The sequence below is a fragment of the Acetobacter pasteurianus subsp. pasteurianus LMG 1262 = NBRC 106471 genome (assembly GCF_000285275.1).
GTDB classification, from domain to species: Bacteria; Pseudomonadota; Alphaproteobacteria; order Acetobacterales; family Acetobacteraceae; genus Acetobacter; species Acetobacter pasteurianus.
Genome location: NZ_CADO01000020.1, coordinates 1 through 26,211 on the forward strand (window position 1 = coordinate 1; position 26,211 = coordinate 26,211).

Consider the following 26,211-nt stretch of genomic DNA (forward strand, 5'->3'; position numbering starts at 1 on the left):
AATATGGGTCAGAAAACTCTTGCATAACGGACGGTAACCACAGAAGAAATCCGCATGGTTCACACCCTTACATTGCGGAACTTCAACAGATTCCTGCAAAGCCATTGTATGCGGATCACGAAAATCCAACCGCTTACGGGCTTCTGCCACTACAATGGCTGATTTGCCATCTGGCGTAAAATACATGTTGTAAGGATCATCCACCTGCACAGCAGGGCCGGGCTTGGCTGTACGGGGATCTATGGGCGTCAGGCTGCCATTTGTAGTGCCTTCGGCATTGTTAGTGACCCATAATGTCCGCAAATCCCACGAAGGAACAACGTGTTGCGGGCTTTTACCAACAGGAAAACGATCCACGACTTTTGATGTGGCCGGATCAATAACCGAAACATCATTGGAGCGCAGGTTTGGCACATAAACCCGTGCCGGATCCTGCGCTACTTCCGGTGCAATATTACCCGCCCGTGTTTCACTATAAAGGTTACTCGGATCAATAACGGGGGGCATACCCGGAATTGTTTCAATTTTTGTAGCTGAAGTTGCTGTGTTTTGAGGAACAGGCGTAGAAACTGGTGCCGTTGCAGGTGCAGGAACCTCTGCTACTGGCTGTTGCGCCGATGGGGCTGGTTGCGTAGCATCTTGGGCAAATGCCGCTGTTCCAGCGCTCATCACCGCAGCTAAAGCCGTTGCCGCTATCAAATAGGCTTTGGAAGCCATTACACTATACCTCATTATCTCTGGCACCATGATTTATCTATTATATCAGGTTCGATTTATCATGGTGCCTTAATAAGGTCTATTCTAATCTTTTTTAAGTAGAGAACCTATGTTCTATTCTGTAAAATAACTTACACTTATTTATTTCGTGCATCGTTAATGGCAGAAACTGCTGCAGTTATCTGCATATTGATACCTACTTGCCCCAAATTTGCCGATGCTTTACGCGGATCCCCTCCATAAATTCCTTGTGCGCTTGATGGAGTGCCTGATTTTTGTAATGCATCCAGCCTTACCATTGTTGGATCAATAGCCAGCATTAACGATGTGTCACTTATATCTGCGTGCATACCTACATCTTTTGCATATCCATGCTGACTGAGCCATTGAACATACTGATGTGGTATAACGCTATAATATTGCTTTACATAAAGAGCCTGCGCCTGTGTGCCGGCCCATTCCTTATTAAGTTGCGTGGCAACTTTATCCAAAGATTTCTGATACCCGCCATGATCGCCAATAAAAACGATCAGACGGAAGCCCTGAACCTGAAAACTTTTTGCCGCAGATGCTATTAGTTTTTCAAAAACATCTGTCGGAACAGTAATAGTTCCCGGAAACTTCATATGCGAAGTACGGGGTGATGTACTGCCTTCAGGAACATATGCAACAACTGGTGCCACAAGGGTTTTTCCGGATTTTTCGGCTATTCTTTGCGCTATTTCCATAACACGCGTGTTATGTTTGCCAACAGCTATGTAGGGACCACTCTGCTCTGTTCCACCAACAGGAATAATAAGAGTCGTTATTCCGCAGGAAATATCAGACTGGATTTCTGTCCATGTCTGTTTTTCAAAGAGCACAGAAGAGGGAAGGGCAGAACACGATGTTTCTGCCACTGCGCTATAAGTTTCTGCTCCGTTTGCAAACAGAGCAGAAAACCCAACACCAGCTAAAGCTAAAAACTGCTTTTTCATTATTTCTTCACTAACAGCGGGGCAAGAAACCGGCCTGTGTAACTTTCCGGACATGCCGCAATATCTTCTGGCGTACCTTCGGCAACAATCTGCCCACCGCCATCACCACCCTCGGGGCCAACATCTATAATCCAATCCGCCGTTTTAATAACTTCAAGGTTATGCTCAATCACAACAACTGTGTTTCCCTGATCAACAAGGGCATGCAAAACTTCCAGAAGCTTTCTTACATCCTCTGTATGCAGGCCGGTTGTTGGTTCATCCAGAATATACAGGGTACGCCCCGTTGCCCTACGTGCCAGTTCCTTGGAAAGTTTAACGCGCTGCGCTTCACCACCAGAAAGAGTCGTCGCCTGCTGGCCCAAAGCAACGTATCCCAGACCAACTTTTTGTAGAATGGCCAACCTATCGCGAATACGAGACTGAGCCGAGAAATAGGGTAGGGCTTCATCCACACTCATGGCCAGTACATCTGCAATGGACTTGCCACGGAACTTGATATCCAATGTTTCACGATTATAGCGCTGCCCTTTACAGGCATCACACGTTACAAACACATCTGGCAAAAAGTGCATTTCAATTTTGATAACACCATCACCCTGACATGCTTCACAACGCCCACCCTTAACATTGAAGGAAAAGCGACCGGGTTTGTAACCTCTTGCTTTACTTTCAGGCAGTTCCGCAAACCAGTCTCTTATGGGCGTAAAGAGATCTGTATAGGTTGCAGGGTTAGAACGCGGGGTGCGTCCGATAGGGGATTGGTCAATATCAATAATCTTGTCTAACAGCTCCATCCCCTTGATACGCTTATACGGTTCTGGCGATGTGCCTGCCCCCATCAACTGGCGAGAAAGTGCTTTATAAAGCGTATCAATAACCAGAGTAGACTTTCCGCTACCAGATACACCCGTTACACAAGTGAACGTACCAAGCGGGAAACGAGCCGTTACATTTTTCAGATTGTGCCCTGTAGCACCTTCAACTGTTAGAATTTTCTTTTTATTTATCTTCCGTCGTTCAGCAGGAACATCGATCTTTTTGCGGCCAGAAAGATAAGCCCCCGTCAAACTATCGGGAGATTTGGCAACCTGCGCTGGCGTACCTTGGGCAACAACAGTGCCCCCATTTACACCAGCACCCGGCCCCATATCTACCAACCAGTCTGCACTTCTGATAGCATCTTCATCATGTTCAACAACAATCAGCGTATTTCCAAGGTTTTTCAAACGCTGTAATGTGCCAAGCAGACGTTCATTATCACGCTGATGGAGGCCAATAGAAGGTTCATCCAGAACATACAAAACACCTGTCAGCCCGGAACCAATCTGGCTGGCAAGACGAATACGCTGACTTTCCCCCCCAGAAAGTGTTGCTGAACTTCTTGAAAGTGTCAGATATTCCAACCCCACATCATCAAGAAACTTCAAACGTTCCAGAATCTCACGTAGAATACGGCGTGCAATTTCGGCCCTTTGTGGCGTAAGCGTTGGCAGAACTGTATCAAACCAGTCCAAAGCTTGCCCTATTGGTAAATCCGTGGCTTGCGCAATATTTTTCCCTGCCACGCGCACAGAAAGAGCCTCTGGCCGCAACCGTGCACCTTCACACACATGACACGCTTTTTCAGACTGATATTTGGAAAGCTCTTCTCTAACCCACATGCTTTCTGTGGTACGGAGGCGTTTTTCCAGACTTTTAATCACACCTTCAAATGGTTTGGAAACAACGTAGCTTTTCCTGCCATCTTTATAGGTAAAATCTACATTTTCTGGAATGCCGTAGAGAATACCGTTTTGCACATTTTCTGGAAGATCTTTCCATGGTGTGTCCATGCTTACAGAAAAATACTGTGCCAAACTTTCAAGCGTCTGCTCCAGTAATGGAGATTTTGCATCTTTCCATGGTGCTATAGCACCTTTTGCAAGACTAAGACCTTCATCTGAAACAATAAGATGCGGGTTGAAGTAGGTTTCTACACCAATGCCATCACACGCCGGACAGGCCCCTTGTGGTGCGTTGAAGGAAAACAGTCGGGGCTCAATTTCTTCCAGTGTAAACCCACTTACAGGGCAGGAAAAATGTGATGAGAAAACAAGTTTTTCGTTTTCCTTGCTTTCATCTTTAGAAACCTCTTCCGCATACACAATGCCATCAGAAAGTTCCAATGCTGTTTCAAGGCTATCAGCAAGGCGTGTTTCAAGCCCTTCCTTCACCACAACACGATCCACCACAACTTCTACAGTATGGCGTAACTTTCTGTTTAGGCTTGGAACATCATCAATTTCATAAAGTGTTCCATCCACTTTTACACGTGTAAAACCTTTACGCTGAAGCTCAGCCAGTTCCTTCCGGTATTCTCCCTTTCTGTCACGAATAACAGGGGAAAGAAGCATTAGGCGCGTGCCCTCCGGCAACGCCATAATACGATCAACCATCTGGGTGACTGTTTGCGCTTCAATCGGCAACCCGGTAGCGGAAGAATATGGAACACCCGCCCGTGCCCATAGCAGCCGCATGTAATCGTAAATTTCCGTAACAGTCCCAACGGTAGAACGCGGGTTTTTGGATGTTGTTTTTTGCTCAATAGAAATAGCTGGAGAAAGACCCTCTATGGAATCTACATCCGGCTTGCCCATCAACTCCAGAAACTGGCGTGCATAGGCGGAAAGGCTTTCCACATAGCGGCGTTGCCCTTCAGCGTAGATTGTATCAAACGCCAAAGAAGATTTGCCGGACCCGGAAAGCCCTGTCATGACTGTCAGCTTATCCCGCGGAATATCAATATCCACGTTTTTAAGATTATGAACTCGCGCGCCACGCACCCGGATGCTTTGCTGACCGGAAAAATCTGATTTTTTCATGTAAGAAATCTGCCGCCGTTCCTGTTTTGTCCTAGTATGCCGCCTAAGGCCACCTTCATGCAATGCGTGATAAGGCGACGGCAGCCATTGTCTTTAATCTGATATGGGCAAGCCATGCCCTAATTGCCATTGCGCATCATGCTCTGATTGACCATCTAGAACATATAAACAGATAAAAGTCGGCCAGAAGGATATTATCCATACTGACCGCAGCATTGGATTAAGGATACAGGAACATATGGAACACCTTCTCGGTCAGCCGCAGTCTGATACACAAAACGGCACCATAGCACCTCAGAACACGGCACCCGTCATTACAGACGGATCTCAGGCCACATTCATGCAGGATGTGATTGAAGCAAGCCGTTCTGTTCCTGTTCTTGTTGATTTCTGGGCAGACTGGTGCGGCCCCTGCAAGCAACTTGCCCCTGTGCTGGAAAAGGTGGTGACGGCAGCACGCGGCAAAGTGCGCTTGGTTAAAATCGATATCGAAGCAAACCGTGCTCTGGCAGGGCAGCTTGCACAGGTTGGCTTGCCGTTACAGTCCATTCCTCTGGTTGCTGCCTTCTGGAAAGGGCAGATTCTGGATCTGTTCCAGGGTGCTTTGCCGGAAAGCGAAATCAAGAAGTTTGTCGAAAACATTCTAAAAAGCAGCGGTGGTGGCATTCTGCCCGCAACAGAACAACTGCGTGAAGCAGATGTGGCGCTGGAAACTGAAATGCCAGCGCGTGCGGCAGAGCTATATTCCTCCGTTATTGGGGAAGAGCCAGAAAACCCACGTGCATGGGCAGGTCTTATCCGCGCCATGTTGGCACTGGATGATGAAGATGCCGCCGTTGCCGCTCTGGCAGACGTACCTGCCAAAATTACCGATAGCCCGGAAGTGGCTGGCGCACGTGCTGCGCTGGACCTGAAAAAGGAAGGGCGCAAGGCAGCGGAAGAAATGGAAAGCATTCGTGCTCGCCTTGCTGCCAACCCGGAAGATTTTGAAGCACGCTGCGAACTGGCAACAGCCCTGAATGCCGCCGGAAAGCGGGAAGATGCTGCAAACGAGCTGCTGCATATCATCAAGGTAGACCGGAACTGGAAAGACGGCGCAGCCAAACAGCAGCTGCTACGTTTTTTTGAAGCATGGGGAAATGAAGAGCCCGCAACTGCAATTGCGCGCCGCCGTCTGTCTTCCATGCTGTTTTCATGAGGATGTAAAACTTTTTGGCTGCCGTATTTTTTCAAGATGAAGATGACATTCCCCGGCGTGTTCCCAAGCTGGGGGATGTCACTTTAGCCGATATCCCTCCGGAAATTGGCTTGTTTCCGTTAAGCGGCGTGGTTCTTCTGCCTCGCGGAAGACTGCCGCTTAACGTGTTTGAACCGCGCTATATCGCATTGGTGGAAGACGCACTGGCAACGCAGCGCCTGATAGGCATGATTCAGCCACGTTGGCGGGAAGATGAAGATGAAGCCAACAGTGCTCCGCCATTGTACCCCATAGGGTGCCTTGGCCGGATTGTTTCTTTTACTGAACGCGCCGATGGAACTTATGCCATTACGCTTGCTGGTCTTACGCGTTTTCGGCTCCTGCGTGAAACAGAAGAAACACGCGGGTATCGGCAGGCCCGGATAGATGTTTCCACCTTTGCGGGGGATCTGAACGAAATTCCGTCAGCTCCGTTTGACCGGGAAAAGCTTCTCGGCTCCATGCGGCGTTACTTCCAGAAAAAAGGGCTACAGGCCCGTTGGTCTCTGCTGGAACAGATGGATGATGATATCCTGCTGGTCACATTGCCCATGATCTGTCCTTTCCCTCCGGCAGAAAAACAGGCATTGCTTGATGCCGAAGATCTAACTGACCGTGTGCGGGTGCTGCAAACACTGCTAGACCTGTCTGGTCCGGAACAGGAAGGCCCGCCTTCCTGAACCTTTTACTGAGGAACAGAGAACTGATGTCTGACACACCTCCGCTTGATTCCCGGCTTCTTTCGGTGCTTGTGTGCCCTGTCACCAAAGGGCCTCTGACTTACAATGCAGAAACCAATGAACTGATCAGCAAAAAGGCTGGTCTTGCCTTTCCTATCCGAGATGGCATTCCCATCATGCTGCCAGATGAAGCACGCCGCCTGGAAAGCTGATCACACAGCTTTCTCTCTTTCTCCTTTACAATGAACCCGTCCATGCTTCTGGCGAAAAAAACAGGCACCCTGATCGGAAACCTTCTGTTGGTCTCTCCACTGCTGGTGGCATGTCACGGGCCTATTGAAGGGGACAACATTGATGTGCCCCCTGAGCGGCCAGGGCGCTTTTTGCCCGAAGCTGCTCCGGCAGAAGCCAAGGCGGCAGAACAGGAAGAAAGCCTGCGCGAAGCCCAAGCCGCGCGTGAGGGCAAGCCAGAACAAACTCAGCCGCCCAAACCCGAAGAACGTTACGAAACACTGCCCGATGCAGGCTCTGGCGCTGCGGGGTCAATGGAAACAGAAGACGGGCATACCGTTACCCCACAAACCCAAGCAATTTACGGCAAACCGGCAGACAGATCTTCGGGCCATTAATGCCGGAGGTTCTTGCCGCGCTTATTAGCCCTCATGTTCATGCTCCGCTTGGTCTGTATGCCTACGGCGCAGGATATTGGCACACACCATGCCGATCACACCGGTCATCATACCAATAGCCGTTGGAATGGCGCCCCCTCCGGGCAAAACACCCACAAGAACGCTGCTTAGAGAGCCAAGGCTAAATTGCATTGTACCCAGCAAGGCAGAAGCACTGCCCGCCTGATGTGCGTGACGTGAAAATGCCATAACGGTGCCGTTGGGCCCGATAAACCCCAATGCGCCAGTAATGCATGTAATTAGCCCACATGTCAGCCACGGATGGGCAAGGCCCGCCAAACCCGAACACGCTACCACCACAAAAATTCCGCCCATAATCAAGGCCCAGAGAATGGCCGCCTGCAGCAAAGCTGGCATGGCAAATTTATGCACAAGCCTGCCGTTAATTTGTGTTCCCAAAATAAAGGCGGCGGCATTCACACCAAAAAACATGCCAAAAGCAGTAGGAGAAAAATGAAGCACCTGTTCAAACAGCACAGGCGCACTTCCCAAATAGGCGAACATCACAAAAGTGGAAAATGTTGTGATAAGCGCATTGGAAAGAAAAACGGGCTCTCGCAGGATAGTGCGATACCGCGTAAAAATTTCAAAGGGTGCCAATCGCATCCGATATGCGGGAGAGAGCGTATCCGGCAGCATACATATAATGCCAATCATGCCCAGAACGGCATATAGAGTGCCACTCCAGAATATCCACCGCCAGTTCCCAAATTCCAGCACGAGGCTCCCCATGCTGGGAGCCAACACAGGCATGACACCAAACACCAGTGTAAGCTGCGCCATAATATGCGCACCTTTTTTGCCAGTCGCCACATCTCTTACAATGGCACGCGGAATAACTGCGCTGGCAGACCCACCAAAAGCACCAATAAACCGCATGATACAGAACAGGTGATAGTCCCGCACCACAGCGCACATGGCAGATGCCACAGCAAAGACGGCAAGCCCTATAACCAGAGGAACCTTGCGCCCAAACCTGTCTGACAGTGGGCCTTGAGAGAATTGGCCAAAAGCCAGCCCTAAAAACCATGCTCCCAATGTAAACTGAGCAGAGCCTGCGCCACCACCCAAATCCCGCTCAACATCAGGAAAAGCCGGCAGGTACATATCTGTAGCAAGCGGGCCAATTGCCGTAACAAGCCCCAAAAGCAGAATAAGCCGTAGCGGCAGCCCATTTTTAAAAAGGGCAGGGGGAGCGGAAGATGTTGTCATGATATCAGGCACCGAAAAAGAACGATCTGTTCTTTCTCTTGATCTGCATCATTTGTCTATGAATGCAAACACAACGCATCAATGCTTTAGATATAAAAAAAGCTGCCAGATTGTCTGGCAGCTTTTTTGTAGAAGCTTACTTGCTTTCGGTTGCTGCCGGCGGCGGAGCCGGAGGAGCACCATTTCCGCACATTGGCGGCATCTGGGGTTCGGGGCGATCAGCAATCTGCTTCAGCTGTTTCTTGGTCAGGATATCATGAACCTGCGTTTCAACCTGCAGGCGCTGCGTTGCGCGTTCGGTCTGCATGGTGCTGATCTGCTGTTCGATCTGCTGCAGCTTAGCCTGATCAACCGGACCCGGTGTTGTCAGCACTTCACGTTCCTGCTGGTGCAGGCTGTGAATCTGTTCCATGTCCGCTTTCGGGTCTGAAGGCTTGTTTGCGTCAAAAATAGCTTTCAGCTTTTTCTTCTGGGCGGAGGTCAGCTTAACGCCATCCAACTTCAGGATCGGGCCACCCATACCGTGATGATGCATCGGACCACAGCCCGGGCCACCCGGCGGAGGGGCGCCAACACCCGGAGTTGCTTCCTGAGCATGTGCAAAAGAAACTGCTGATGTCATCATTCCCAGCGTCAGCGCTGTGGCCATCAAAACTTTTTTCATCAGATTCGCCTTATAAAATCTTTACCGTAACAAAGTGCATAAACACCTTGTCTGCTTTCTGACTAATGACAAAGGCTTGTGTCTGAAAAAAGGCATAACTTTAAAAGAAAAATGTCCTGCTTTTGCTTATGGGTAAAAATTAAGCGTCAAACCTATGTGCGCCTTACAGAGAGGAAGAATAGCACCAACAATAAAAGCCGTCGTTTGCGATCACAGCCATCCTGCGGCAAATTGACTGCATGACCCGTATTTTTGTTGATTCTGACGCATGCCCCGTAAAAAACGAGGTGTATCGTGTCGCCAGCCGTTACAATCTGCACGTTTTCATTGTTTCAAACAGTATGCTTCTGGTGCCACAATCACCTCTCATTGAGCGGGTCGTGGTGGAGGCTGGACCAGACGTAGCAGATGATTGGATTGCTGAACGCGTATCGGACGGAGACATCGTGATTACGGCAGATATTCCGCTAGCTGCACGGTGTGTTGAAAAAGGGGCATATGTTCTTGAGCCCAAAGGGCGGATTCTGGATGGCGATGGCGTTGGCATGGCGTTGGCAGTACGGAATCTGATGACCGATTTACGTTCTGCTGGGCTAATGACGCCGGGCGGAAGTACATTTGGAAAAGCAGATCGCTCCCGCTTTCTCTCCGCTCTTGATACGCTGGTTATTAAGGCACAAAAGCCCCGCCTACGCCCACTGACATTCCCAAGAGAATGAACACCTTAAATAGCGTTTGAGCAAGAATATCCATAATCCAAACTGCCTTATGGCAGACGATTATTAATTTATTTTATTGGATATTTTTGTGAGAACTGGTGGAGCCAATCGGAATCGAACCGACGACCTCCTGAATGCCATTCAGGCGCTCTCCCAACTGAGCTATGGCCCCACACTGTTCTTGCACACAGCAGCACCTACTTAGATGCGGTGTGTGCCCAGCCTCTTACATGGTCTGCCCTTAACAGGCAAGCCCCTATTTTCAGTAAAAAATCACCTTCATCTCTCTCAACGCTTCAAGAAGCGGCAAGAGAGGTAACCCCTGAATGGAAAAAGCATCCCCTTCGATATGCGCAAAAAGCTGCAGGCCCGGTCCTTCCAGCCTGTATGCGCCCACAGAAGCCAGACATGCAGGGCCTTCTGTTTGCAGATAGGCATCCAGAAAAGGTTCTGAAAACAAACGCATGGTCAAACGGGGCTGGTCAACATGCTGCCATACCACCTGACCATTCCGGCACAGCACAACCGCTGTGTGCAGGATATGGGTATTTCCCCTTAACGCCAAAAGCTGCTCACGGGCCTGCGCCAGATCCTTGGGTTTATCATACCATATGGAATCGCAGGACAGCATCTGGTCAGCGCCAATAATAAAAGCATCTGGCTGCTGGATAGAAAGCGCCTTGGCCTCTGCCAAACCAAGCGCCACGGCTTCCGGCTTCCAGCCTTCACGTTTACCAGCTGCTTTGAGGATGTCTTCGTTTACATCTCCAACCCGGACTTCAAAATCCAGTCCCACCTCCTCAAGCATTTTGCGCCTAGAAAAAGAACCACTCGCCAAAAGCAGTTTCGAATCTCTGTTCTGTAATGGAGTCGGCATTAGTACTAAATCCTGCATCAATTCGAGTCCCGTTCAGGTACTCGTAAAAAAATGGCCTGTGAGTACTCACCTGAGTACCGGGGTACATGTGGATTGTACGGAACTCATAACTGCGACGTACCGAGTACCGGGCACAACCCTCTAAAACGATAAACCGGTGAGTTGTACACAGCCCCGTACGGGTACTTTCTGGATAACTTTAAAAAGTCCTTGTTTTCCAATACCCTAAAATCTGTACACAGTGTGGGAAAGCTGGGGTACATTTTTGGAATACCGGGTACCCCACCATTCACAGTACTTTTAAACAACTACAAACCTATTTCTTTCTTTTTTTATAGGAAGAGGGGCGTGGACAGCGTGAACAAAGACGTGGCAGGACATCGAAGCATGATGACAGACCAACATATTCCCTCCGCCAAACGGCTTTTAAGAACACTCAATGGTGAAGCCCTGTGGCCGCCTCCAATGTGGCTGATGCGCCAGGCTGGTCGTTTTCTGCCAGAATTCCGGGCCATGCGTGCCAAGGCCGACTTTCTGACACGTTGCATGACGCCGGATATTGCAACAGAATTGACATTGCAGCCGATCAAACGCTTTGGAATGGACGGCGCTATTCTATTTTCCGATATTTTGATTTTGCCTTGGGCAATGGGACAATCCCTGGAGTTTGTAGAAGGCAAAGGTCCTGTATTGGGGGCCATTCGCTCTGAACAGGATCTGGCCAAGTTGGATCCTGCACGTATTGCCGAAGTGACAGCGCCTGTTTTGGAAACGCTGACACGCTTGCGTAAAGAATTGAATGGCCCAGATAAAATTGGTGTTGCCCAGCCTGGGGCAACCACTCTGCTGGGTTTTACGGGGGCACCCTTTACAGTTGCCTGTTACATGGTTGAAGGGCATGGCTCTCGCGAGTTTGCCGTTACCCGACAGATGGCTTACGCAGAACCGGTTTTGTTTGATCGGTTAATGGATTTATTGACCCAAACAACAGCCGAATATCTTTGCAAACAGATTGAAGCTGGTGCGGAAGCCGTCATGCTGTTTGATTCATGGGCTGGCCTGTTATCTCCATCAGAATTTCGCAAACACGTTATTGCGCCATCTCGTCAAATTGTTCAGACCATTAAAGCCCGCCATCCTTCTACACCTATTATCGGGTTTCCGCGTTTAAGTGGTGTATTGGTTGCTGAATACGCACGGGAAACGGGTGTAGATGTTGTAGCGCTGGATACGGGCGCAGATATAAAAATTGTGCGTTCCATGGTGCCCGAACATATCGGTATTCAAGGCAATCTCGATCCGGTTGCAGTCTTGGCCGGCGGAGAGGCCATGAAGCGTGAGGCTTTGGCTATTCGTGAAGCTGGTCGAGGGCGTGCGCATGTTTTCAATTTAGGTCATGGTGTTTTACCGCAAACGCCTGTTGAACATGTTGCAGAATTGGTTAGCACGATAAGGGAAACTGCATGATGGCAGAACAACCATTGGTTCTTTCCCCTCAAGGGCATCTCAAATTGATTATTTTTGATTGCGATGGTGTCCTGGTGGATAGCGAAGAAACATGTTGTCGCATCAGTGCGGAAGAAGCCCGGCGCGTCGGTATGCATGTGCCAGACGATCAAGCAGTAAAAGTATTTTCCGGCATGGCATTGCCGGGAATACAACACATGATTGAAAAGGAAACGGGTGCCCAGTTAGGAAAAGACTGGGCTAGCATGATGCAAAAACGCTTTGTGTCTGCCATGAAAAGTGGTGTTGAGCCTATTGAAGGTGTTTATGATATGCTCAACGATATTCGAAAACTTGGTGTTCCTGTAAGGGTTGCATCCAACTCATCTCAAGAAGAAATGGATGCAAAGTTTTCTATTACCAATCTTGAACACTTTTTTGAAAACCGTATTCATTCTGCACGGGATATGGGAATCCCAAAGCCTAAGCCCGATGTGTATTTAAAAGCTGCAGAAGAAGAAGGCGTTTCTCCTTCAGAATGTCTGGTGCTTGAAGACAGTGACACAGGCGCACGTGCAGCCGTTAATGCTGGCATGACTTGCGTTATGCTAAGGGCAGATGAAAAACCCATTCCTGAATGGGAAAACATTTTAAGAATTAACAGTCTTTCACAATTTTCACCATTGGTTCAAAAAGCTTTGCAACTGCAAGGGCGCTGATAATGGTTATAGATGCCCTTTTGCCGTGGTTGCGTTGGCTGATAGCGTTTCACATCATGTCTGTTATGGCATGGATGGCAGGGTTATTTTATCTGCCACGGTTATTTGTTTACCATTGCCAGGTTGCGGTTGGATCTCAGGAAAGTCAGCGTTTCAAAATTATGGAACGCCGGCTTCTTAAAGCAATCATGACACCAGCTATGTGTGCCAGCCTATTTTTTGGCGTGCTTCTTGTGCTTACACCAGGGGGCGTAGATTGGCATGCTGGGTGGTGGCATACAAAACTTACTGCTGTATTCTGTATGTTTGCTTTTCATGGATGCTGTTCACGTTGGTGTAAAGATTTTGCGGCTGACCATAACGGCCATTCAGAAAAGTTTTATCGGATTGCCAATGAAGTGCCGACCATCTTGATGATGATTATTGTTATTATGGTTGTTGTAAGGCCATTTTGAAAAAAAGTCCCTGCATATCAGGGACTTTTTTATTTCTAAATCATGTTTTTAATGCGTAAAAGACCAAATGCAGCCAGGCTGACCATACAAGTTATTTCATTTCGACGTATCATGTCTTCTACTTCCGAAAGAGGGAAAGTATGGCACGTCATGCCTTGTTCTGTATCTTCCAACTGGCGTGCACCTTGGGTTAATCCGGTTGCCAAATATACATGCCCTTTTTGCGTAGAATATCCAGCTCCCTGATAAACAATGCCTGCATGTTGCAGTGTTTGAGCACGTAAGCCTGTTTCTTCCTGTAGTTCACCTGCGGCAACGTCTTCCATTTTGGCATCTGGTCGTGCTTCCCACATACCCATTGGCAATTCCCACAGTCGTTTTTTAATGGGATAACGGTATTGATTAACCAGAGTGACAGTTGGGTGGCCATCCGCAGAGGTACCTAAAGGCAGGATAACAACAAATTCGCCTCTTTCTACAATACCGTAGAGCCCATCCTTACCATTTGGTAGGCGGATAATATCTTCCCGCACACGGGTCCATGGATTTTCATAAGCAATGCGGGTGGAAACGGTGATGTAACCTTCATCATCAGGTGAAGACATATTCATGCTGGATTCCTAAGTTTTGCTTTGCATTAGCCTAGCATATGCGAGCAAATTGGGAAGGATTCTGATTATGTCACACCATTACCATGAAGGAATGTAATGAACGGAGATAATGATATTGAAGTAGCATCAGATGCAGCAGGAAAAACACTGTGGTCTATCTTTGCCATCGTGGTTTTTACTTTGCTTTGTTATATAGAAATCGGTTTGCAAATGGCCGTTGTGCCATTGTTTGTAAAAGAACAGTTAGGATTTAGCTCTGCACTCGCAGGGTTTGCTGTTTCTGTTCAGTATTTGGCCACATTTGTATCCCGTATTGGAGCAGGGCGTCGGATTGATACGCGTGGGCCTAAAAAAGTTGTTATTGCAGGGCTTTGTCTGGGTGCGCTTTCAGGTTTGCTGATTATGCTTGCGCCTTCTGTAGCAGCATGGCCTGTAGGAGCTTTGTTAGTTGTTCTGCTGGGCCGCATTTTTTTAGGTGTGTCTGAAAGCTGGGTGGCTACTGGTGTGATCGTCTGGAACATCCAGAGGGTAGGAGCCGCCGGAACTGCCCGCGTTATATCCTGGAATGGTGTGTGCTCTTATGGTGGTATTGCGCTAGGAGCACCTATTGCCATGATGATTTACCAGTCTCATGCTGCATTAGGTGGTTTTGGGGGCATAGGCCTGTGCTGTATGCTTATGCTGCTTTTAGGGGTGCCATGGGCGTGGCGGCAGGTAGCCGTTAAACCACTTTCTCCTGCTACAGGTAAGCGCCATTCCTTTATGACAGTTTTCGGTCAGGTTGCGCCGTATGGCATGGCTTTGGCTGCGGGTTCTATCGGGTTTGGTGCTATTTCGTCTTTGCTCACATTGTATTTTGCTGATCAGAACTGGAATGGGGCTGCAACGGCATTATCTATTTTTGGGTGTGTTTTTGTTTTGACACGTTTTGGTTTTACCACTCAAATAACAAAGCGTGGCGGCACAATTGTTGCATTGGTTTCCTTACTCGTAGAAAGTTTGGGCTTATGTGTATTGGCTATGGGGCATTCACCCATTTGGGCAAATATTGGGGCAGCGCTAACGGGTGCCGGTTTTTCACTTTTGTTTCCAGCTTTGGGGGTAGGGGCTGTAGCCCGCACAAAGCCAGAAAATAAAGGGATTGCAGTAGGTGCATTTTCTGTTTTTCTTGATATAGCTCTTGGCCTATCTGGACCCGTTTTAGGGTTTATTATTCCGCTTTGGGGCTATCAGGGATTGTTTTTAACAACAGCACTTATGAGCCTTATGGGTGTTGGAATATGTGCTTTGGTTTATCGTAAGGAAAATGGATTATCCATTTCACCGTAAGAAACAGATACTTAAAACTTTAGAAACCGATTGGGAGGAACATAAAGAATGACAATTGATGTGCGTGCAGTCGCCGTATTCTGTGGTTCTCGTATGGGGGCAAAGCCCGTTTATCAGCAGGCAGCCCAGGAAACGGGAAAAGAGTTGGCTCAGGCAGGAATCCGGCTGGTATATGGTGGTGGTGCAAATGGCCTGATGGGCGTTGTGGCCCATGCTGTTATTCAGGCAGGTGGTAGTGTTACGGGTGTTATTCCTGAATTTCTGAAAACCCGTGAAAAGATGAATGAAGAAGTTTCAGAACTGATTGTTACGGATTCTATGCATACCCGTAAGCAGATCATGTTTTCACGCTCAGATGCCTTCTGGGTTTTGCCTGGTGGCTTCGGAACGTTTGAGGAACTCTTGGAAATTCTGACATGGAAGCAGCTTAAGCGCCACGATAAGCCTATCGTAATTATTAACGTAGATGGGTGGGGAGATAAGGTTGTAGCCATGCTTGATGAGGCTGTGAAACAGGGTTTTGCCTCAGTAGATGCAAGATCTCTGCTGAGTGTTGTGCCGAATGCTGCTGCGGCTTTGGAATGCACCCGTGTTACGGAGCCTGCCGAAGCACTGGGCATGGATGTAATGTAAAATCAGACGGGCAAGGGTGGGAAGGATCATTTCTACTCTTGCCTCTTGGGCCAGAGCACTGTATAGGCAGCGTGTAATCGGAGTGTAGCTCAGCCTGGTAGAGCACTGTGTTCGGGACGCAGGGGCCGGAAGTTCGAATCTTCTCACTCCGACCAGACTTTCCCTTAAAATGTTATTATGCAGCATAATGCGCATGATATGCGTATTGCATAAAAAAAAGCTTCTGCTCAGAATAGGATTCCAAACAGAAGCATTTCTTGTAAATTATATTGTGTTATCAGGCACTTTTAACAGCATAAGACTGTACATCTGGTGCATTTGTATGCTGAAAGTTCTGCAGTGTGTCTTCCAGAGAAGGCCCAATAAGCAGAGAATCCCAGCGGTGCATTTCTGTCTTTTTAGCAGCAAGAGCCGCGTGGTTGATTTCTTCCAGCTTAATGGCGGCATAAGAGCCTAAACCAATGCTAGTCAAAAAAGCTGCTAGACCAATCAAGCCTGGGCCAGAAAACACATAATCATTCCAACGTGCTGTCTCAGGCAACATCTGCCACAGATATACAGAAAAGGGCGTGTTATCTACAAAATCAGCCTGGTTTACTGTGAGACCAGAATGAAAAATGGAAAACTTAAGCCCACATGCAATAAAAATAAAAGTGGAGCAGATGGCCAGGCTAAGGGCAGCAAGCCACAGGGAAACAAAAGTTGCTTTTTTCCATGCCATGAGTCCGGCCTCCTAATTTGGGGTGTTAGGGGGCAAAGCTGAAGATGAGTCTTCTCCGCTTCCTCCAATGATTAAAATGTATATCAGGAATGCAAAAAACGCAACATGAATCTGATCTTTTATCCTACCTGATCGGGCAAAAAAGCAGTGGCAAACTGTCTTTTAATGCCCATGTAATAGTTAGAAGAAAGACATATTACGGTATTATACCGTGTAAGCAGTATCCAAAGTTAAGTGCAAAGGGCACCGATGTTATGTGGACTGCAATATCCAAAAAAATAGGGCTGGCGGCCCTTTTGGTATGCGGGCTTAGCGTTCCTGTATTTTCAGCACATGCTCACCCTGGGCCAGGCGGTGGTGGCTTTGCTCATGGTGGCCCAGGCGGTGGTTTCGGTGGTTCTGGAGGAGGCTTCCCTCATGGGGGATTTGGCGGCCCACGCGGAGGCCCCGGAGGATGGGGTGGCGGCCCATGGCGTGGTGGTGGCTGGGGGCCGCGTCCGTGGGGCGGCGGTTGGTATGGCGGCTGGGGCGGAGGCCCATGGGGATGGGGTTACCCATATTATGGGTGGGGTTATGGTGGACCGTGGGGCTACCCTTACTGGGGTGGCGGCTGGGGCTGGGGAGCACCATTTATGTTCGGTTCGGTGCTTGGTCTGGCGATAGGAAGTGCCGCTGCATCCGAATATAATTCGGCACCACAGCAGAGTATTTATGCGCCTCCATCTTATTATTATAATGGCGCCCAACAGGGAGGCAGCGCACCTTCTTATCCGCCGCCCACAAGTTATGGGAATGATACGGATTCATCTTCTGTTGTCAGATGTAGTGCCGGGAAATTTTTTAATACCCGCACAGAAAGTTGTGACACAAAATAAGCAACAGAAGGTTGGCCTTGTAACGCGAGAATCCGTATCAGAATAGTTTAGGCGTGGTGTGGAAATGTGGCGCCCTCTAAGCGGAGAAGCCAAGCTTTATCATCCACACCACCATCGCCAGAATACCCTCCAAGGTTGGAAGTTCCCACGACGCGATGGCAGGGAATAAGGATGGGAATTGGGTTTCTCCCGACAGCCTGCCCAACAGACTGAGGGCTGCCACCAATTTTTTTGGCGAGTTCTCCGTATGTGATTGTTTCGCCTACAGGGATTTCCTGCAATGCTGTCCAAATTTTTTTCTGATAAGCTGTTCCATAAGGATCTAGCGGAAACGGAAAAGCACCTACGGCCTGAGGGTCATCAAACCAATTATCCAACCATTCACGCGCTTGGCAGAGCAGGGGCGTTTCGGTTTGATCTCGGCCCCATCCCCAATCCAAAGAGATAATTTTTCCGTCTTCCTCAGATAAAGTGATTGGCCCTAAAGGGGAGTGCAGCGAAAGTTGGGGCATGCAAAGATAACCTTACTTTTGTTCAAAATCTTTTGGTGTTGTGTAACCGGAGTGTGCTTCATCACAAGGGCAAGGGGGAGGCTATCATTTTTTAACCCTACGTTTGCATGAAAAACTGCATTAGAAGCAGCAGGAAGAAACAGGCATACGATAACGGGAAGGATGGCCGCGTTGGGGTATCAGGCTGAAGATACAATCTTTGCGCTTTCAACAGGAATCGAGCGTGCGGCAATTGCCGTTTTGCGTGTAAGCGGAGCAGGCAGCCGAGACATCCTTTTGCGGGTTTGTGGCAAGGTGCCAGATGCGCGCAAGGCTGTTCTTCGTAAAATCTGGACCAATGCTTCTGTTCAAGATGATTTGCTGGATGAGGCACTGGTTCTCTGGTTTCCCGGCCCGCGAAGTTATACAGGTGAAGATGGTTTTGAACTGCATCTGCATGCAGGGCCTGCTATTATTCGTGCTGTTTCCGAAGCGTTGGTGAATGCGGGCGCACGGCCGGCAGAACCAGGTGAATTCACACGGCGTGCATTTGTAAATGGACGCATGGATCTGGTTGAAGCCGAAGGCATTGCCGATCTGGTTGCAGCTGAAACTGATGGGCAAAGAAAGCTGGCCTTGGCGCAAGCTGATGGTGCATTAAGCCACTTGTATTCAGGTTGGTCTGAGCGCCTCAAAAAGATTCTTGCTTTTCAGGAAGCCCTTATAGATTTCCCAGATGAAGATTTACCGCCTGAAGTGGAAGATGGTATCAATCAGGAAATCCAAAAACTGAAGTCTGAAATGCAACAGCATATTGCCGATGGTGAGCATGGTGAGCGGATACGGCAAGGGGTTGTATTTGCTATTACAGGCCCACCAAACGCAGGCAAAAGCAGCTTGTTAAATTGGCTTACGGGTAGGGATACAGCTATTGTGTCTTCCAAAGCAGGCACAACGCGTGATGCCTTGGAGGTTGCCTGCATTCTTGCGGGGATAAAGGTGACGTTTGTTGATACGGCCGGCCTGCGCGAAACGGATGATGAAATTGAGGCAGAAGGTGTGCGGCGCGCATTGTTTCACGTGAAACAGGCAGACTGTGTGTTACAAATGTTCCAGGCGAATGAACTTCCAGATGATGTGTTTCCTGGTGCTGTTTTGATAGGCAATAAGGCTGATATTGGAGAAATTCCAAAAACCATTCAGGGTAAGCCTGTTCTTGCTATCAGTTTAAAAACAGGAAATGGGCTACCTGAATTGTATGCTTTTCTGAAAAGGAAAGTTGAGGAGCTCACAGCAGCCTCTACATCTGGTGCGCCGCTTCTTACGCGTGCACGGCATAAGGCCGGTGTGCAGGAGGCTGTACAATGCCTGCAGGCGGCATTGCAGCAAGACTGGCCAGAACTGCGTGGCGAAGAGTTGCGATTAGCTATGCGGGCATTGGGGCGGCTAACGGGGCATGTTGGTGTAGAAGATCTGCTGGATACGATATTCGGCCAGTTTTGTATTGGAAAGTAAGGTGTGCAGGAAGGGCAGGCAATGAACAAGGCTTACGATGTTATTGTGGTGGGAGGCGGCCACGCTGGGTGCGAGGCTGCTGCTGCTGCTGCGCGTTGTGGTGCCAAAACGCTTTTGTTGACGCACCATAAAAATACTGTTGGCGCTATGTCCTGTAACCCTGCCATAGGCGGGATAGGAAAAGGGCATCTGGTGCGTGAAATTGATGCGCTGGATGGCGTTATGGCGCGTGCTGCAGATAGAGCTGGTATTCATTTCAAATTACTCAATCGGTCTAAGGGGCCAGCGGTGCAGGGGCCAAGGGCTCAGGCGGATCGTCTTTTATATCGTCAGGCTGTGCAGGATATTCTGGCAAACAAAGAAGGGCTTGATATTGAGGAAGGTGCTGTAACGGATTTGATTTGTGATGATCAAAATCGTGTTGCCGGCGTTGCTTGTGAAGACGGGCGCCAATGGGCTGCTGGCGCTGTTGTGTTAACTACAGGCACGTTCCTAGATGGAGTTATTCATATTGGACATAAAAGCCAACCCGCAGGACGGATCGGAGAACAGCCCTCGGTTGCATTGGCGTCGCGGTTAAAAAATCTAGGCCTGCGGATTGCGCGGTTGAAAACAGGAACGCCTGCACGCATCAAGCGTGATACGATTGATTGGGCATCACTTGCTGTTGATAGGGGGGATATATCCCCCGAACCATTCAGTCGACTCACGAAATCTATCACAAACCCGCAAATGGTGTGTGGTATAACGGCAACAGTTCAAAAAACCCACGATATTATCAGAGAACATTTGCATCTTTCAGCCGTGTATGGCGGAGCTATTTCGGGCCGAGGCCCAAGGTATTGTCCTTCTATTGAAGATAAGGTTGTGCGGTTTTCGGAAAAAACAGGGCACCAGATTTTTCTGGAACCTGAAGCGCTTCCTGAACACGAAGGGGGAGATCTAGTTTACCCTAATGGCATTTCTACCAGCCTACCGGCGGATGTGCAGGATGCCATGATCCATTCTATTCCTGGTTTGGAGAAGGCTGTTATTGCGCAATACGGCTACGCTGTAGAATATGATTACGTTGACCCGCGTGAACTGACGGTTTCTTTAGAACTTAAAAAGTGCCCTAATTTATTCTTGGCTGGTCAGATTAATGGCACCACCGGTTATGAGGAGGCTGGGGCTCAAGGCCTTCTGGCGGGTGTAAACGCGGCAAGAAGGGCAGGTGGGCAGAAAGCTGTCAGCCTAGACCGTGGAAAAGCTTATTTGGGCGTTATGATTGATGATCTGACAACGCAAGGGGTAAGCGAACCTTATCGTATGTTTACATCTCGTGCTGAATATCGTCTGACATTGCGGGCCGATAATGCGGATGTGCGTTTAACCCCGATAGGGTTGGAGTGGGGCTGCATAGGTGCTGAAAGGCGTGCTGTCTTTGAGCGGGATATGCAAGAGATAGACCAACTGACCCAAAAAGCAGAATCAGAAAGTTGGCCCCCACAGGCGCTTGCTCAGGTTGGTATTAAAGTGGCTCAGGATGGCCGCCGCCGAAACCTTCTGGAGGTCATGGGGCAGGCGGTGCATGAGGATACCATAGAAACTTTAGCGCCTTGGGTGCAGGAGTATTCTGAGCGTGCGCGTAGCTATGTGAGAACAGAGGCACGCTATAGCGGTTATCTGGTTCGGCAAAAGCGTGAGATCAAACAGCTTGAGGCGGAAACAGAAATCCGTTTTCCTCAGAATATGGACTTCAGGAAAATAGGTGGCTTGAGCGCTGAAATGCAGGAAAGGCTAGAGCAGGCACGGCCTGAAAGCTTTGGTGCAGCACAACGTATACCAGGCATAACACCTTCTGCCCTTATGGCTGTTCTGGCGTATCTCAAAAAAGGGCAGCACCATGCACAAGTGGCCTGAGGGTGTTCATGTTTCACGTGAAACAGAAGAAAAGCTTTCTGCCTTTGTGAGCCTTCTGGAGAAGTGGAACCCTCGTATCAATCTTGTTTCTTCCAAGGATATTGAGAATGTCTGGAGCCGACATGTTCTGGATAGTCTTCAACTTGTTCCTTTGATACAAGGCCAAAGCCGATTCATTGATATGGGTTCCGGGGGAGGCTTTCCTGCCGTTGTGGTGGGGATTGCAACAGGCATACCCGGGGTTTTGATTGAATCGGACCAAAGAAAGGCGGCTTTTTTGCGTGAGGCTGCACGGCTTACCCAAACGCATTTGGAAGTTTTGCCATGCAGGCTTGAAAGTGTAAAAGTTCAGCCCGCACCTGTAGTAACGGCGCGGGCTCTAGCCCCGTTGGTGAAACTGTTGGAGTGGGCGCACCCGCTGTTACAGCCGGAAGGGAAAGCTGTTTTCCTTAAAGGGCAACAGGCTGTGCAGGAAATCCAAGAAGCGGAGCGGGTCTGGAAAATGGATGTTCGAACATATCCAAGCCAGACAAGTTCTGATGGTATGATTCTGGAAGTGAGAAATTTTAATCGTGTCTAAGGTTAAGAAAAGCGGGAAAGCCTGCCACGTTTTTGCTGTTGCAAACCAGAAAGGGGGCGTAGGTAAAACCACTACGGCCATTAATCTGGCAGCATCTCTGGCGGCTGATGGTGCTAAAGTTGTGCTTCTGGATATGGACCCTCAGGGGAATGCTTCAACGGGTTTGGGGGTCGATTATGATTCCCGCAAAGGTGGTTCTTACGCGCTTCTCATGCATGAAAAAGCTGCAGATGACCTTTTGCAGCCTACCGAAATTGATAATCTTTCAGTCATTGCCGCCAATACAGAACTAGTAGGGGCTGAAATTGAGCTGGTGGATGCGGAGCACCGTGAAACCAGATTGCGCACGGCACTAGAGCCTTTGCGTGAGACTGTAGACTTTGTGATTATAGATTGCCCCCCAAGTTTGGGGTTGCTGACATTGAATTCTTTTGTGGCCGCAGATGGTGTGCTGGCTCCACTACAGTGTGAGTTCTTTGCCTTGGAAGGCTTGGGCCATCTGGTGAAGACTATCGGGCGTGTGCAGAAAAATCTGAACCCAGAGCTGAAAATGGCCGGCATTGTACTGACCATGTATGACAGGCGGAATAATTTGTCTGAGCTTGTGGCTGCGGATGCACGAAGCTTCTTTGGTAAAGATGTTCTGGAAACGGTTATCCCGCGTAATATCCGTATTTCAGAAGCCCAGAGCCACGGTCAGCCTGTTATGTTGTATGATTCCAGAGCAAGCGGAACAACCGCTTATCAGGCATTGGCAGCAGAAGTCATGAAGAGGACATCGGCATCATGAGTGGTCAGTCATCGCGCAAATCCTCCGCACGCCCCAAACTTGGGCGTGGATTGGCTGCTCTGTTGGGTGATGCTGCTCCTGTAGATGAGCCTGCATCTTCTCCCAATAAATCTGCTAGCAAGACTGCACCTACAGCTAGTTCATTGCCCGTTGAAGTGTTGGCGCCAAGCCCATTTCAGCCCCGTCAGGATATGGAACCAGAAGCTTTACAGGAGCTTGCTGAATCCATTCGGGAGCGGGGTATCCTTCAGCCTATTCTGGTGCGGCCTGATCCAGATAAAGCCGGGCATTACCAGATTATTGCGGGGGAACGCCGCTGGCGTGCTGCGCAGTTGGCGCAGTGCCATGAAGTGCCAGTGCATGTAAGGAACCTGTCAGAAGCAGATGCCATGGCAGCTGCTCTGGTTGAAAACCTTCAGCGTGCAGACCTAAACCCGGTTGAAGAAGCTGAAGGTTTTAGCCGGTTGATGGAAGAATATAGTTTAACCCAGGATGAACTGGCAAAAGCTATAGGCAAGTCTCGCCCGCATGTAGCCAATACGCTGCGTTTGTTGCGTTTGCCGGATGTCGTGAGGCAAGAGCTTAAAAAGGGAACTCTTTCTGCTGGGCATGCACGTGCGTTGCTGGCGCATCCAGACCCTATCCAGGCAGCTGCAGAGGTTATTTCTAAAGGGTTATCTGTCCGCCAAACGGAGGCTTTAGTTCAGAAAGCCCTTGAGCAGGCAAAAAATACAAAAGTTGAGCCCAAAGAACCTAAAGTTATGAAGGATCCCGAAATTTCTGCACTAGAGCGAGATTTGGGAACACGCTTAGGGCTTAAGGTTCAGGTTCATTTTGATGGACGCAAAGGAGGCTCTTTGCAAATCCATTATAAAAGTCTGGATCAGCTCGATGCCGTATTGGCTATGTTAAAAACGTAAATTTTCAGGCTTGTCTTAATGATTTAGAGGTGGTAATAACTGCCTCACTTCAGCAGTTATATGCTGTAAGGGCGCATAGCTCAGTTGGTAGAGCAGCTGACTCTTAATCAGCGGGTCCAAGGTTCGAGCCCTTGTGCGCCCACCAAACCTTTCCTAAATTTTGGTGGTTTTCAGATGTTAGGCTGGCAAGTAAGTCCAGCCTTCTGAAGTTGATTCATAGCATTTTGGAATGGACGGTCAGATTCTACTGGTTGGGTAGATTCTTTTGTCTTCTGTTTTTTACAGATAGAATCCCTGTCAGTTGCCACCATTCTTCAGTCCTTCTCTACATATCTGCGTATTTTTTCGCTGTTATATTAGCCGAGCTTTCAAGCATTTTACAGAAGTGGAAAAGCGCAGGATGGGCGTTCTTGTCTGCGCTGGTGAATGCGCAGGGCAATATGGCAGCGGTTGGGGGGGCAGCGCAGAGCCAGCTATCGCGATTGACGGACATATGGAACCAAGCCCGTGAATATTTCTTTTAGCTGGTAACTAGGCTTCGTATGGAGCTCATACGCCACAACTTGTCTGTTGCGGCGGGAAAGGCGCCGGACGGGGTTTTTATACCTGTTGAAAGAAGGGCCATGCCTTATGATTACCGTGCATCATCTGGATAATTCCCGTTCACAACGGATCCTGTGGTTGCTGGAAGAACTGGAGCTTCCTTATGATATCCAGTTCTACAAACGGGATCCCAAAACCATGATGGCTCCAAAAACTTTGCGAGCCATTCACCCGTTAGGCAAGGCTCCCATCATAACGGATACAAATGGAAACGTGACGCTGGCAGAAAGCGGAGCGATCATCGAATACATTATCAATACATACGGTAATGGCCGACTGGCACCAGCATGTGACACGCCCGAATACGTCCGTTTCATATACTGGCTCCATTATGCAGAAGGCTCTGCTATGCCGCCATTATTGCTCAAGCTGATATTTGGGATACTGCCTAAGCAGGCTCCTTTGCCTATTAGGCCTTTTGCATTCTTAATTGCAAAAGGCGCGCAAACACAGCTCATCAATCCGCAGGTAAAACTGCACATGGATTATTGGGAACACAGTTTGTCTGAGAATGAATGGTTTGCCGGGAATGACTTTACCGCTGCGGATATTCAGATGAGCTTTCCACTTGAAGTAGCAGCTGAACGCGCTAGAGCAACCAAGAATAGACCTCAGGTGGAAGCGTTTCTACACCGTATTCATAATCGTCCAGCCTATCAGCGTGCCCTACGCCGGGGCGGAACGTATGCCTATGCAACAGCAGAAAGCGGTAGGGCTGCACCATAACGTCGATTATCTGTTTGATTGCTGCTCAAATGGACAAAACTCAGCTTGCTTTATTGGGTAATTAGGAAGGACCTATAGTGAAAGGTCGTCCGTTTACAGGGCGACAGAAAGCCTCTCTAGTTTATTATGGAACGAATGTATTTTGCCGAATTAAGCAAAACTTTTTCAGAATATTCTGCTAAAAATTACAGTTCCTTTTTTACCAAATGTATAGAGAAACATGAGCAGTCCAGACCATAATCAGATGTCCCAAGATCCTTTTTCTCGTGAAGCAACGCGGTTGCGGAAAAGTTTTTTCGAGATGAATCTTTATGAAGGATTTGAACTTCTGATTATGCTGGTTCTTACCGGCTTGATCATGGTTATTACAACCATTGCAACATGGCACCTTACCAAAGAAGTTTGGTATCTGGTGATGTCATCGCAAATAGATGCTTCAAACATGCCTGCTTTTCAGGAGGTGTTTGGTAATATTTTTACGGTGATTATTGCGTTGGAGTTCAAAAGTTCGCTGCGGATCAGCTTGTCGCATAGTCGGGATGTTGTACGAGTGCGCACAATTGTGCTCATTGCGCTTTTGGCTGTTTCTCGCAAATTTATTATTCTGGATCTGCACGAAGTGAGGCCAGCTGAAATGCTAGCATTTTCTGCGGCTGTTTTGGCCTTGGGCGTTGTGTACTGGCTTATCCGTGAACAGGATATCCGTGTGGCAACGGGTAAGGGTGAACTTGTTGCACAGGCTCCTGTTCCCCCTGTAAAAACAGATGAGTGATAACCACATAATTATGATGTTGTCTTTTGCTTTTCAGGAACATCATAACAGTGCAGCAGGGTGATCTTTTCCCGCAGGAGCAAACACTTCCTCCGGTGTCAGAGACCTTGTGGGCACGGCTTACAAGATCATCTTTTCGGAGTAGGTTTCATTTAAACTGTCAGGATATGACATATCTGACAGAAAAAGGTTTGCCCGTTGTTATGGAGCATGGGCGAGATTTTATTGCTCGGCGTCTTGCTCCAGCCAATCCGAAAAAAGATGGCAAACAAACACCGTGGAAGGGACATCCTGTTTTTGTGGCACAACATGCTACAGGAACGTGTTGCAGATCCTGCCTAGAAAAATGGCATGGTTTTGTAAAATACCAGCCTCTTTCCTTAGCACAGCAGGCTTATGTGCTTGCTGTTATTATTGGTTGGTTAGAGCGTGAACTACAGCGTGTCGTCAGTTAAGCAGGATGATGATTGAGGCGAACTGCACGGCT

General features: G+C 48.7%; 28 protein-coding genes and 3 tRNA genes. 21 read left to right on the top strand and 10 right to left on the bottom strand.

All coding sequences use genetic code 11. The annotated features are described in order from the left end of the window. From APA10_RS05660 to uvrA, 3 genes are all read right to left on the bottom strand, one after another. Positions 1 to 747, bottom strand: a 747-nt coding sequence (locus APA10_RS05660) for a YncE family protein (protein WP_196218988.1), incomplete at its 3' end; no start/stop codon positions are given. Between the two features lie 107 nt (positions 748 to 854). Continuing rightward, entirely contained in the window at positions 855 to 1,694 is an 840-nt protein-coding gene (locus tag APA10_RS05665) for a creatininase family protein (RefSeq protein ID WP_003629459.1), read from the bottom strand. Next, entirely contained in the window at positions 1,694 to 4,558 is a 2,865-nt protein-coding gene (gene uvrA, locus APA10_RS05670; RefSeq protein ID WP_003629461.1) for an excinuclease ABC subunit UvrA, read from the bottom strand. Before uvrA ends, APA10_RS05665 begins: the two co-directional genes overlap by 1 nt. 238 nt (positions 4,559 to 4,796) lie before the next feature. Between uvrA and APA10_RS05675 the strand changes: the two genes are divergently transcribed. The 4 genes from APA10_RS05675 to APA10_RS05690 are packed head-to-tail and all read left to right on the top strand — an operon-like array spanning position 4,797 to position 7,104. Further along, positions 4,797 to 5,756 (top strand): tetratricopeptide repeat protein, encoded by a 960-nt coding sequence (locus APA10_RS05675; RefSeq protein WP_003623248.1) that lies wholly within the window; start codon positions 4,797 to 4,799, stop codon positions 5,754 to 5,756. Positions 5,757 to 5,770: 14 nt separating this feature from the next. Beyond that, the gene (locus APA10_RS05680) at positions 5,771 to 6,475 is read left to right on the top strand and encodes an LON peptidase substrate-binding domain-containing protein (RefSeq protein ID WP_003629463.1); all 705 of its coding nucleotides are present in this window, start codon (positions 5,771 to 5,773) and stop codon (positions 6,473 to 6,475) included. 26 nt (positions 6,476 to 6,501) lie between these two features. Continuing rightward, a complete protein-coding gene (locus APA10_RS05685) occupies positions 6,502 to 6,687 on the top strand; it encodes a Trm112 family protein (RefSeq protein WP_003623252.1) in 186 nt (61 codons plus the stop codon). A gap of 30 nt (positions 6,688 to 6,717) precedes the next feature. Next, complete coding sequence (locus APA10_RS05690; RefSeq protein WP_003629465.1) at positions 6,718 to 7,104, top strand: hypothetical protein; 387 nt, start codon at positions 6,718 to 6,720, stop codon at positions 7,102 to 7,104. A gap of 24 nt (positions 7,105 to 7,128) precedes the next feature. Here the strand turns inward: APA10_RS05690 and APA10_RS05695 are convergent, their stop codons facing one another. Both APA10_RS05695 and APA10_RS05700 read right to left on the bottom strand, forming a co-directional pair. After that, complete coding sequence (locus APA10_RS05695) at positions 7,129 to 8,376, bottom strand: multidrug effflux MFS transporter (RefSeq protein ID WP_035365799.1); 1,248 nt, start codon at positions 8,374 to 8,376, stop codon at positions 7,129 to 7,131. A gap of 136 nt (positions 8,377 to 8,512) precedes the next feature. Continuing rightward, complete coding sequence (locus APA10_RS05700) at positions 8,513 to 9,040, bottom strand: Spy/CpxP family protein refolding chaperone (protein ID WP_003629469.1); 528 nt, start codon at positions 9,038 to 9,040, stop codon at positions 8,513 to 8,515. 239 nt (positions 9,041 to 9,279) lie between these two features. Here APA10_RS05700 and APA10_RS05705 point away from each other — a divergent pair, with 239 nt between their 5' ends. Next, positions 9,280 to 9,759 carry a YaiI/YqxD family protein gene (locus APA10_RS05705; RefSeq protein ID WP_003629471.1) on the top strand — a complete coding sequence of 160 codons (480 nt, stop codon included), beginning with the start codon at positions 9,280 to 9,282 and terminating at the stop codon, positions 9,757 to 9,759. 96 nt (positions 9,760 to 9,855) lie between these two features. Here APA10_RS05705 and APA10_RS05710 read toward each other — a convergent pair. Both APA10_RS05710 and APA10_RS05715 read right to left on the bottom strand, forming a co-directional pair. Further along, a tRNA-Ala gene (locus APA10_RS05710) sits at positions 9,856 to 9,931 on the bottom strand. 90 nt (positions 9,932 to 10,021) lie between these two features. Next, the gene (locus APA10_RS05715) at positions 10,022 to 10,654 is read right to left on the bottom strand and encodes a Maf family protein (protein WP_020944494.1); all 633 of its coding nucleotides are present in this window, start codon (positions 10,652 to 10,654) and stop codon (positions 10,022 to 10,024) included. Between the two features lie 369 nt (positions 10,655 to 11,023). On the opposite strand from APA10_RS05715, the gene hemE reads away from it, so the two are divergent. The 3 genes from hemE to hemJ are packed head-to-tail and all read left to right on the top strand — an operon-like array spanning position 11,024 to position 13,256. Continuing rightward, a complete protein-coding gene (gene hemE / locus APA10_RS05720) occupies positions 11,024 to 12,103 on the top strand; it encodes a uroporphyrinogen decarboxylase (RefSeq protein WP_003629472.1) in 1,080 nt (359 codons plus the stop codon). Continuing rightward, positions 12,100 to 12,801, top strand: coding sequence for an HAD family hydrolase (locus APA10_RS05725; RefSeq protein ID WP_003629475.1), 702 nt, complete (start codon positions 12,100 to 12,102; stop codon positions 12,799 to 12,801). The genes hemE and APA10_RS05725 overlap by 4 nt, the downstream gene beginning before the upstream one ends. A 2-nt stretch (positions 12,802 to 12,803) precedes the next feature. Next, positions 12,804 to 13,256 (top strand): protoporphyrinogen oxidase HemJ, encoded by a 453-nt coding sequence (gene hemJ / locus APA10_RS05730; RefSeq protein ID WP_003629477.1) that lies wholly within the window; start codon positions 12,804 to 12,806, stop codon positions 13,254 to 13,256. A gap of 35 nt (positions 13,257 to 13,291) precedes the next feature. Here the strand turns inward: hemJ and APA10_RS05735 are convergent, their stop codons facing one another. Then, positions 13,292 to 13,867, bottom strand: coding sequence for an NUDIX domain-containing protein (locus tag APA10_RS05735; RefSeq protein WP_003629479.1), 576 nt, complete (start codon positions 13,865 to 13,867; stop codon positions 13,292 to 13,294). Positions 13,868 to 13,963: 96 nt separating this feature from the next. Here APA10_RS05735 and APA10_RS05740 point away from each other — a divergent pair, with 96 nt between their 5' ends. From APA10_RS05740 to APA10_RS05750, 3 genes are all read left to right on the top strand, one after another. Beyond that, a complete protein-coding gene (locus APA10_RS05740; RefSeq protein WP_003629481.1) occupies positions 13,964 to 15,196 on the top strand; it encodes an MFS transporter in 1,233 nt (410 codons plus the stop codon). A gap of 48 nt (positions 15,197 to 15,244) precedes the next feature. Next, on the top strand, positions 15,245 to 15,829 hold the full coding sequence (locus APA10_RS05745; RefSeq protein WP_003629483.1) for an LOG family protein: 585 nt from the start codon (positions 15,245 to 15,247) through the stop codon (positions 15,827 to 15,829). A 78-nt stretch (positions 15,830 to 15,907) separates the two neighbouring features. Continuing rightward, a tRNA-Pro gene (locus APA10_RS05750) sits at positions 15,908 to 15,984 on the top strand. A 122-nt stretch (positions 15,985 to 16,106) separates the two neighbouring features. Here APA10_RS05750 and APA10_RS05755 read toward each other — a convergent pair. Then, positions 16,107 to 16,550 carry a hypothetical protein gene (locus tag APA10_RS05755; protein ID WP_003623267.1) on the bottom strand — a complete coding sequence of 148 codons (444 nt, stop codon included), beginning with the start codon at positions 16,548 to 16,550 and terminating at the stop codon, positions 16,107 to 16,109. A 333-nt stretch (positions 16,551 to 16,883) separates the two neighbouring features. Here APA10_RS05755 and APA10_RS15100 point away from each other — a divergent pair, with 333 nt between their 5' ends. Further along, positions 16,884 to 17,213, top strand: coding sequence for a hypothetical protein (locus APA10_RS15100; RefSeq protein ID WP_035365800.1), 330 nt, complete (start codon positions 16,884 to 16,886; stop codon positions 17,211 to 17,213). 259 nt (positions 17,214 to 17,472) lie between these two features. Here APA10_RS15100 and APA10_RS05770 read toward each other — a convergent pair whose 3' ends face one another. Next, positions 17,473 to 17,937: a methylated-DNA--[protein]-cysteine S-methyltransferase gene (locus APA10_RS05770; RefSeq protein ID WP_003629487.1), complete on the bottom strand. Its 465-nt coding sequence runs from the start codon at positions 17,935 to 17,937 to the stop codon at positions 17,473 to 17,475. A gap of 162 nt (positions 17,938 to 18,099) precedes the next feature. On the opposite strand from APA10_RS05770, the gene mnmE reads away from it, so the two are divergent. From mnmE to APA10_RS05820, 9 genes are all read left to right on the top strand, one after another. Further along, positions 18,100 to 19,431, top strand: coding sequence for a tRNA uridine-5-carboxymethylaminomethyl(34) synthesis GTPase MnmE (gene mnmE, locus APA10_RS05775; protein WP_003629488.1), 1,332 nt, complete (start codon positions 18,100 to 18,102; stop codon positions 19,429 to 19,431). 21 nt (positions 19,432 to 19,452) lie between these two features. Beyond that, a complete protein-coding gene (gene mnmG, locus APA10_RS05780) occupies positions 19,453 to 21,333 on the top strand; it encodes a tRNA uridine-5-carboxymethylaminomethyl(34) synthesis enzyme MnmG (protein WP_035365802.1) in 1,881 nt (626 codons plus the stop codon). After that, positions 21,317 to 21,913 carry a 16S rRNA (guanine(527)-N(7))-methyltransferase RsmG gene (gene rsmG / locus APA10_RS05785; protein ID WP_003629490.1) on the top strand — a complete coding sequence of 199 codons (597 nt, stop codon included), beginning with the start codon at positions 21,317 to 21,319 and terminating at the stop codon, positions 21,911 to 21,913. Before mnmG ends, rsmG begins: the two co-directional genes overlap by 17 nt. Then, complete coding sequence (locus APA10_RS05790; protein WP_003629491.1) at positions 21,906 to 22,703, top strand: ParA family protein; 798 nt, start codon at positions 21,906 to 21,908, stop codon at positions 22,701 to 22,703. The genes rsmG and APA10_RS05790 overlap by 8 nt, the downstream gene beginning before the upstream one ends. Further along, complete coding sequence (locus APA10_RS05795) at positions 22,700 to 23,623, top strand: ParB/RepB/Spo0J family partition protein (RefSeq protein WP_003629492.1); 924 nt, start codon at positions 22,700 to 22,702, stop codon at positions 23,621 to 23,623. Before APA10_RS05790 ends, APA10_RS05795 begins: the two co-directional genes overlap by 4 nt. A 69-nt stretch (positions 23,624 to 23,692) precedes the next feature. After that, a tRNA-Lys gene (locus APA10_RS05800) sits at positions 23,693 to 23,768 on the top strand. A 485-nt stretch (positions 23,769 to 24,253) separates the two neighbouring features. Further along, positions 24,254 to 24,952, top strand: a complete 699-nt coding sequence (locus APA10_RS05810) for a glutathione S-transferase (protein WP_003629494.1) — start codon at positions 24,254 to 24,256, stop codon at positions 24,950 to 24,952. Positions 24,953 to 25,172: 220 nt separating this feature from the next. Continuing rightward, complete coding sequence (locus APA10_RS05815) at positions 25,173 to 25,724, top strand: phosphate-starvation-inducible PsiE family protein (RefSeq protein ID WP_014457626.1); 552 nt, start codon at positions 25,173 to 25,175, stop codon at positions 25,722 to 25,724. A gap of 50 nt (positions 25,725 to 25,774) precedes the next feature. Next, positions 25,775 to 26,179 (top strand): DUF4186 domain-containing protein, encoded by a 405-nt coding sequence (locus APA10_RS05820; protein ID WP_035365804.1) that lies wholly within the window; start codon positions 25,775 to 25,777, stop codon positions 26,177 to 26,179. Positions 26,180 to 26,211 lie beyond the last annotated feature (32 nt).

Excerpts from the sequence above, each read along its gene's own strand:
- APA10_RS05725 (WP_003629475.1), top strand. The coding sequence starts at position 12,100 with ATGATGGCAGAACAACCATTGGTTCTTTCCCCTCAAGGGCATCTCAAA.
- hemJ (WP_003629477.1), top strand. The coding sequence starts at position 12,804 with ATGGTTATAGATGCCCTTTTGCCGTGGTTGCGTTGGCTGATAGCGTTT.
- APA10_RS05810 (WP_003629494.1), top strand. The coding sequence starts at position 24,254 with ATGATTACCGTGCATCATCTGGATAATTCCCGTTCACAACGGATCCTG.
- mnmE (WP_003629488.1), top strand. The coding sequence starts at position 18,100 with ATGGCCGCGTTGGGGTATCAGGCTGAAGATACAATCTTTGCGCTTTCA.
- rsmG (WP_003629490.1), top strand. The coding sequence starts at position 21,317 with ATGCACAAGTGGCCTGAGGGTGTTCATGTTTCACGTGAAACAGAAGAA.
- APA10_RS05735 (WP_003629479.1), bottom strand. The coding sequence starts at position 13,867 with ATGAATATGTCTTCACCTGATGATGAAGGTTACATCACCGTTTCCACC.
- APA10_RS05675 (WP_003623248.1), top strand. The coding sequence starts at position 4,797 with ATGGAACACCTTCTCGGTCAGCCGCAGTCTGATACACAAAACGGCACC.
- APA10_RS05690 (WP_003629465.1), top strand. The coding sequence starts at position 6,718 with ATGAACCCGTCCATGCTTCTGGCGAAAAAAACAGGCACCCTGATCGGA.
- APA10_RS05685 (WP_003623252.1), top strand. The coding sequence starts at position 6,502 with ATGTCTGACACACCTCCGCTTGATTCCCGGCTTCTTTCGGTGCTTGTG.
- APA10_RS05740 (WP_003629481.1), top strand. The coding sequence starts at position 13,964 with ATGAACGGAGATAATGATATTGAAGTAGCATCAGATGCAGCAGGAAAA.
- hemE (WP_003629472.1), top strand. The coding sequence starts at position 11,024 with ATGATGACAGACCAACATATTCCCTCCGCCAAACGGCTTTTAAGAACA.
- APA10_RS05695 (WP_035365799.1), bottom strand. The coding sequence starts at position 8,376 with ATGACAACATCTTCCGCTCCCCCTGCCCTTTTTAAAAATGGGCTGCCG.
- APA10_RS05815 (WP_014457626.1), top strand. The coding sequence starts at position 25,173 with ATGAGCAGTCCAGACCATAATCAGATGTCCCAAGATCCTTTTTCTCGT.
- APA10_RS05700 (WP_003629469.1), bottom strand. The coding sequence starts at position 9,040 with ATGAAAAAAGTTTTGATGGCCACAGCGCTGACGCTGGGAATGATGACA.
- APA10_RS05770 (WP_003629487.1), bottom strand. The coding sequence starts at position 17,937 with ATGCCCCAACTTTCGCTGCACTCCCCTTTAGGGCCAATCACTTTATCT.
- APA10_RS05705 (WP_003629471.1), top strand. The coding sequence starts at position 9,280 with ATGACCCGTATTTTTGTTGATTCTGACGCATGCCCCGTAAAAAACGAG.
- APA10_RS05755 (WP_003623267.1), bottom strand. The coding sequence starts at position 16,550 with ATGGCATGGAAAAAAGCAACTTTTGTTTCCCTGTGGCTTGCTGCCCTT.
- APA10_RS05795 (WP_003629492.1), top strand. The coding sequence starts at position 22,700 with ATGAGTGGTCAGTCATCGCGCAAATCCTCCGCACGCCCCAAACTTGGG.
- uvrA (WP_003629461.1), bottom strand. The coding sequence starts at position 4,558 with ATGAAAAAATCAGATTTTTCCGGTCAGCAAAGCATCCGGGTGCGTGGC.
- APA10_RS15100 (WP_035365800.1), top strand. The coding sequence starts at position 16,884 with ATGCTCACCCTGGGCCAGGCGGTGGTGGCTTTGCTCATGGTGGCCCAG.
- mnmG (WP_035365802.1), top strand. The coding sequence starts at position 19,453 with ATGAACAAGGCTTACGATGTTATTGTGGTGGGAGGCGGCCACGCTGGG.
- APA10_RS05665 (WP_003629459.1), bottom strand. The coding sequence starts at position 1,694 with ATGAAAAAGCAGTTTTTAGCTTTAGCTGGTGTTGGGTTTTCTGCTCTG.
- APA10_RS05745 (WP_003629483.1), top strand. The coding sequence starts at position 15,245 with ATGACAATTGATGTGCGTGCAGTCGCCGTATTCTGTGGTTCTCGTATG.
- APA10_RS05715 (WP_020944494.1), bottom strand. The coding sequence starts at position 10,654 with ATGCAGGATTTAGTACTAATGCCGACTCCATTACAGAACAGAGATTCG.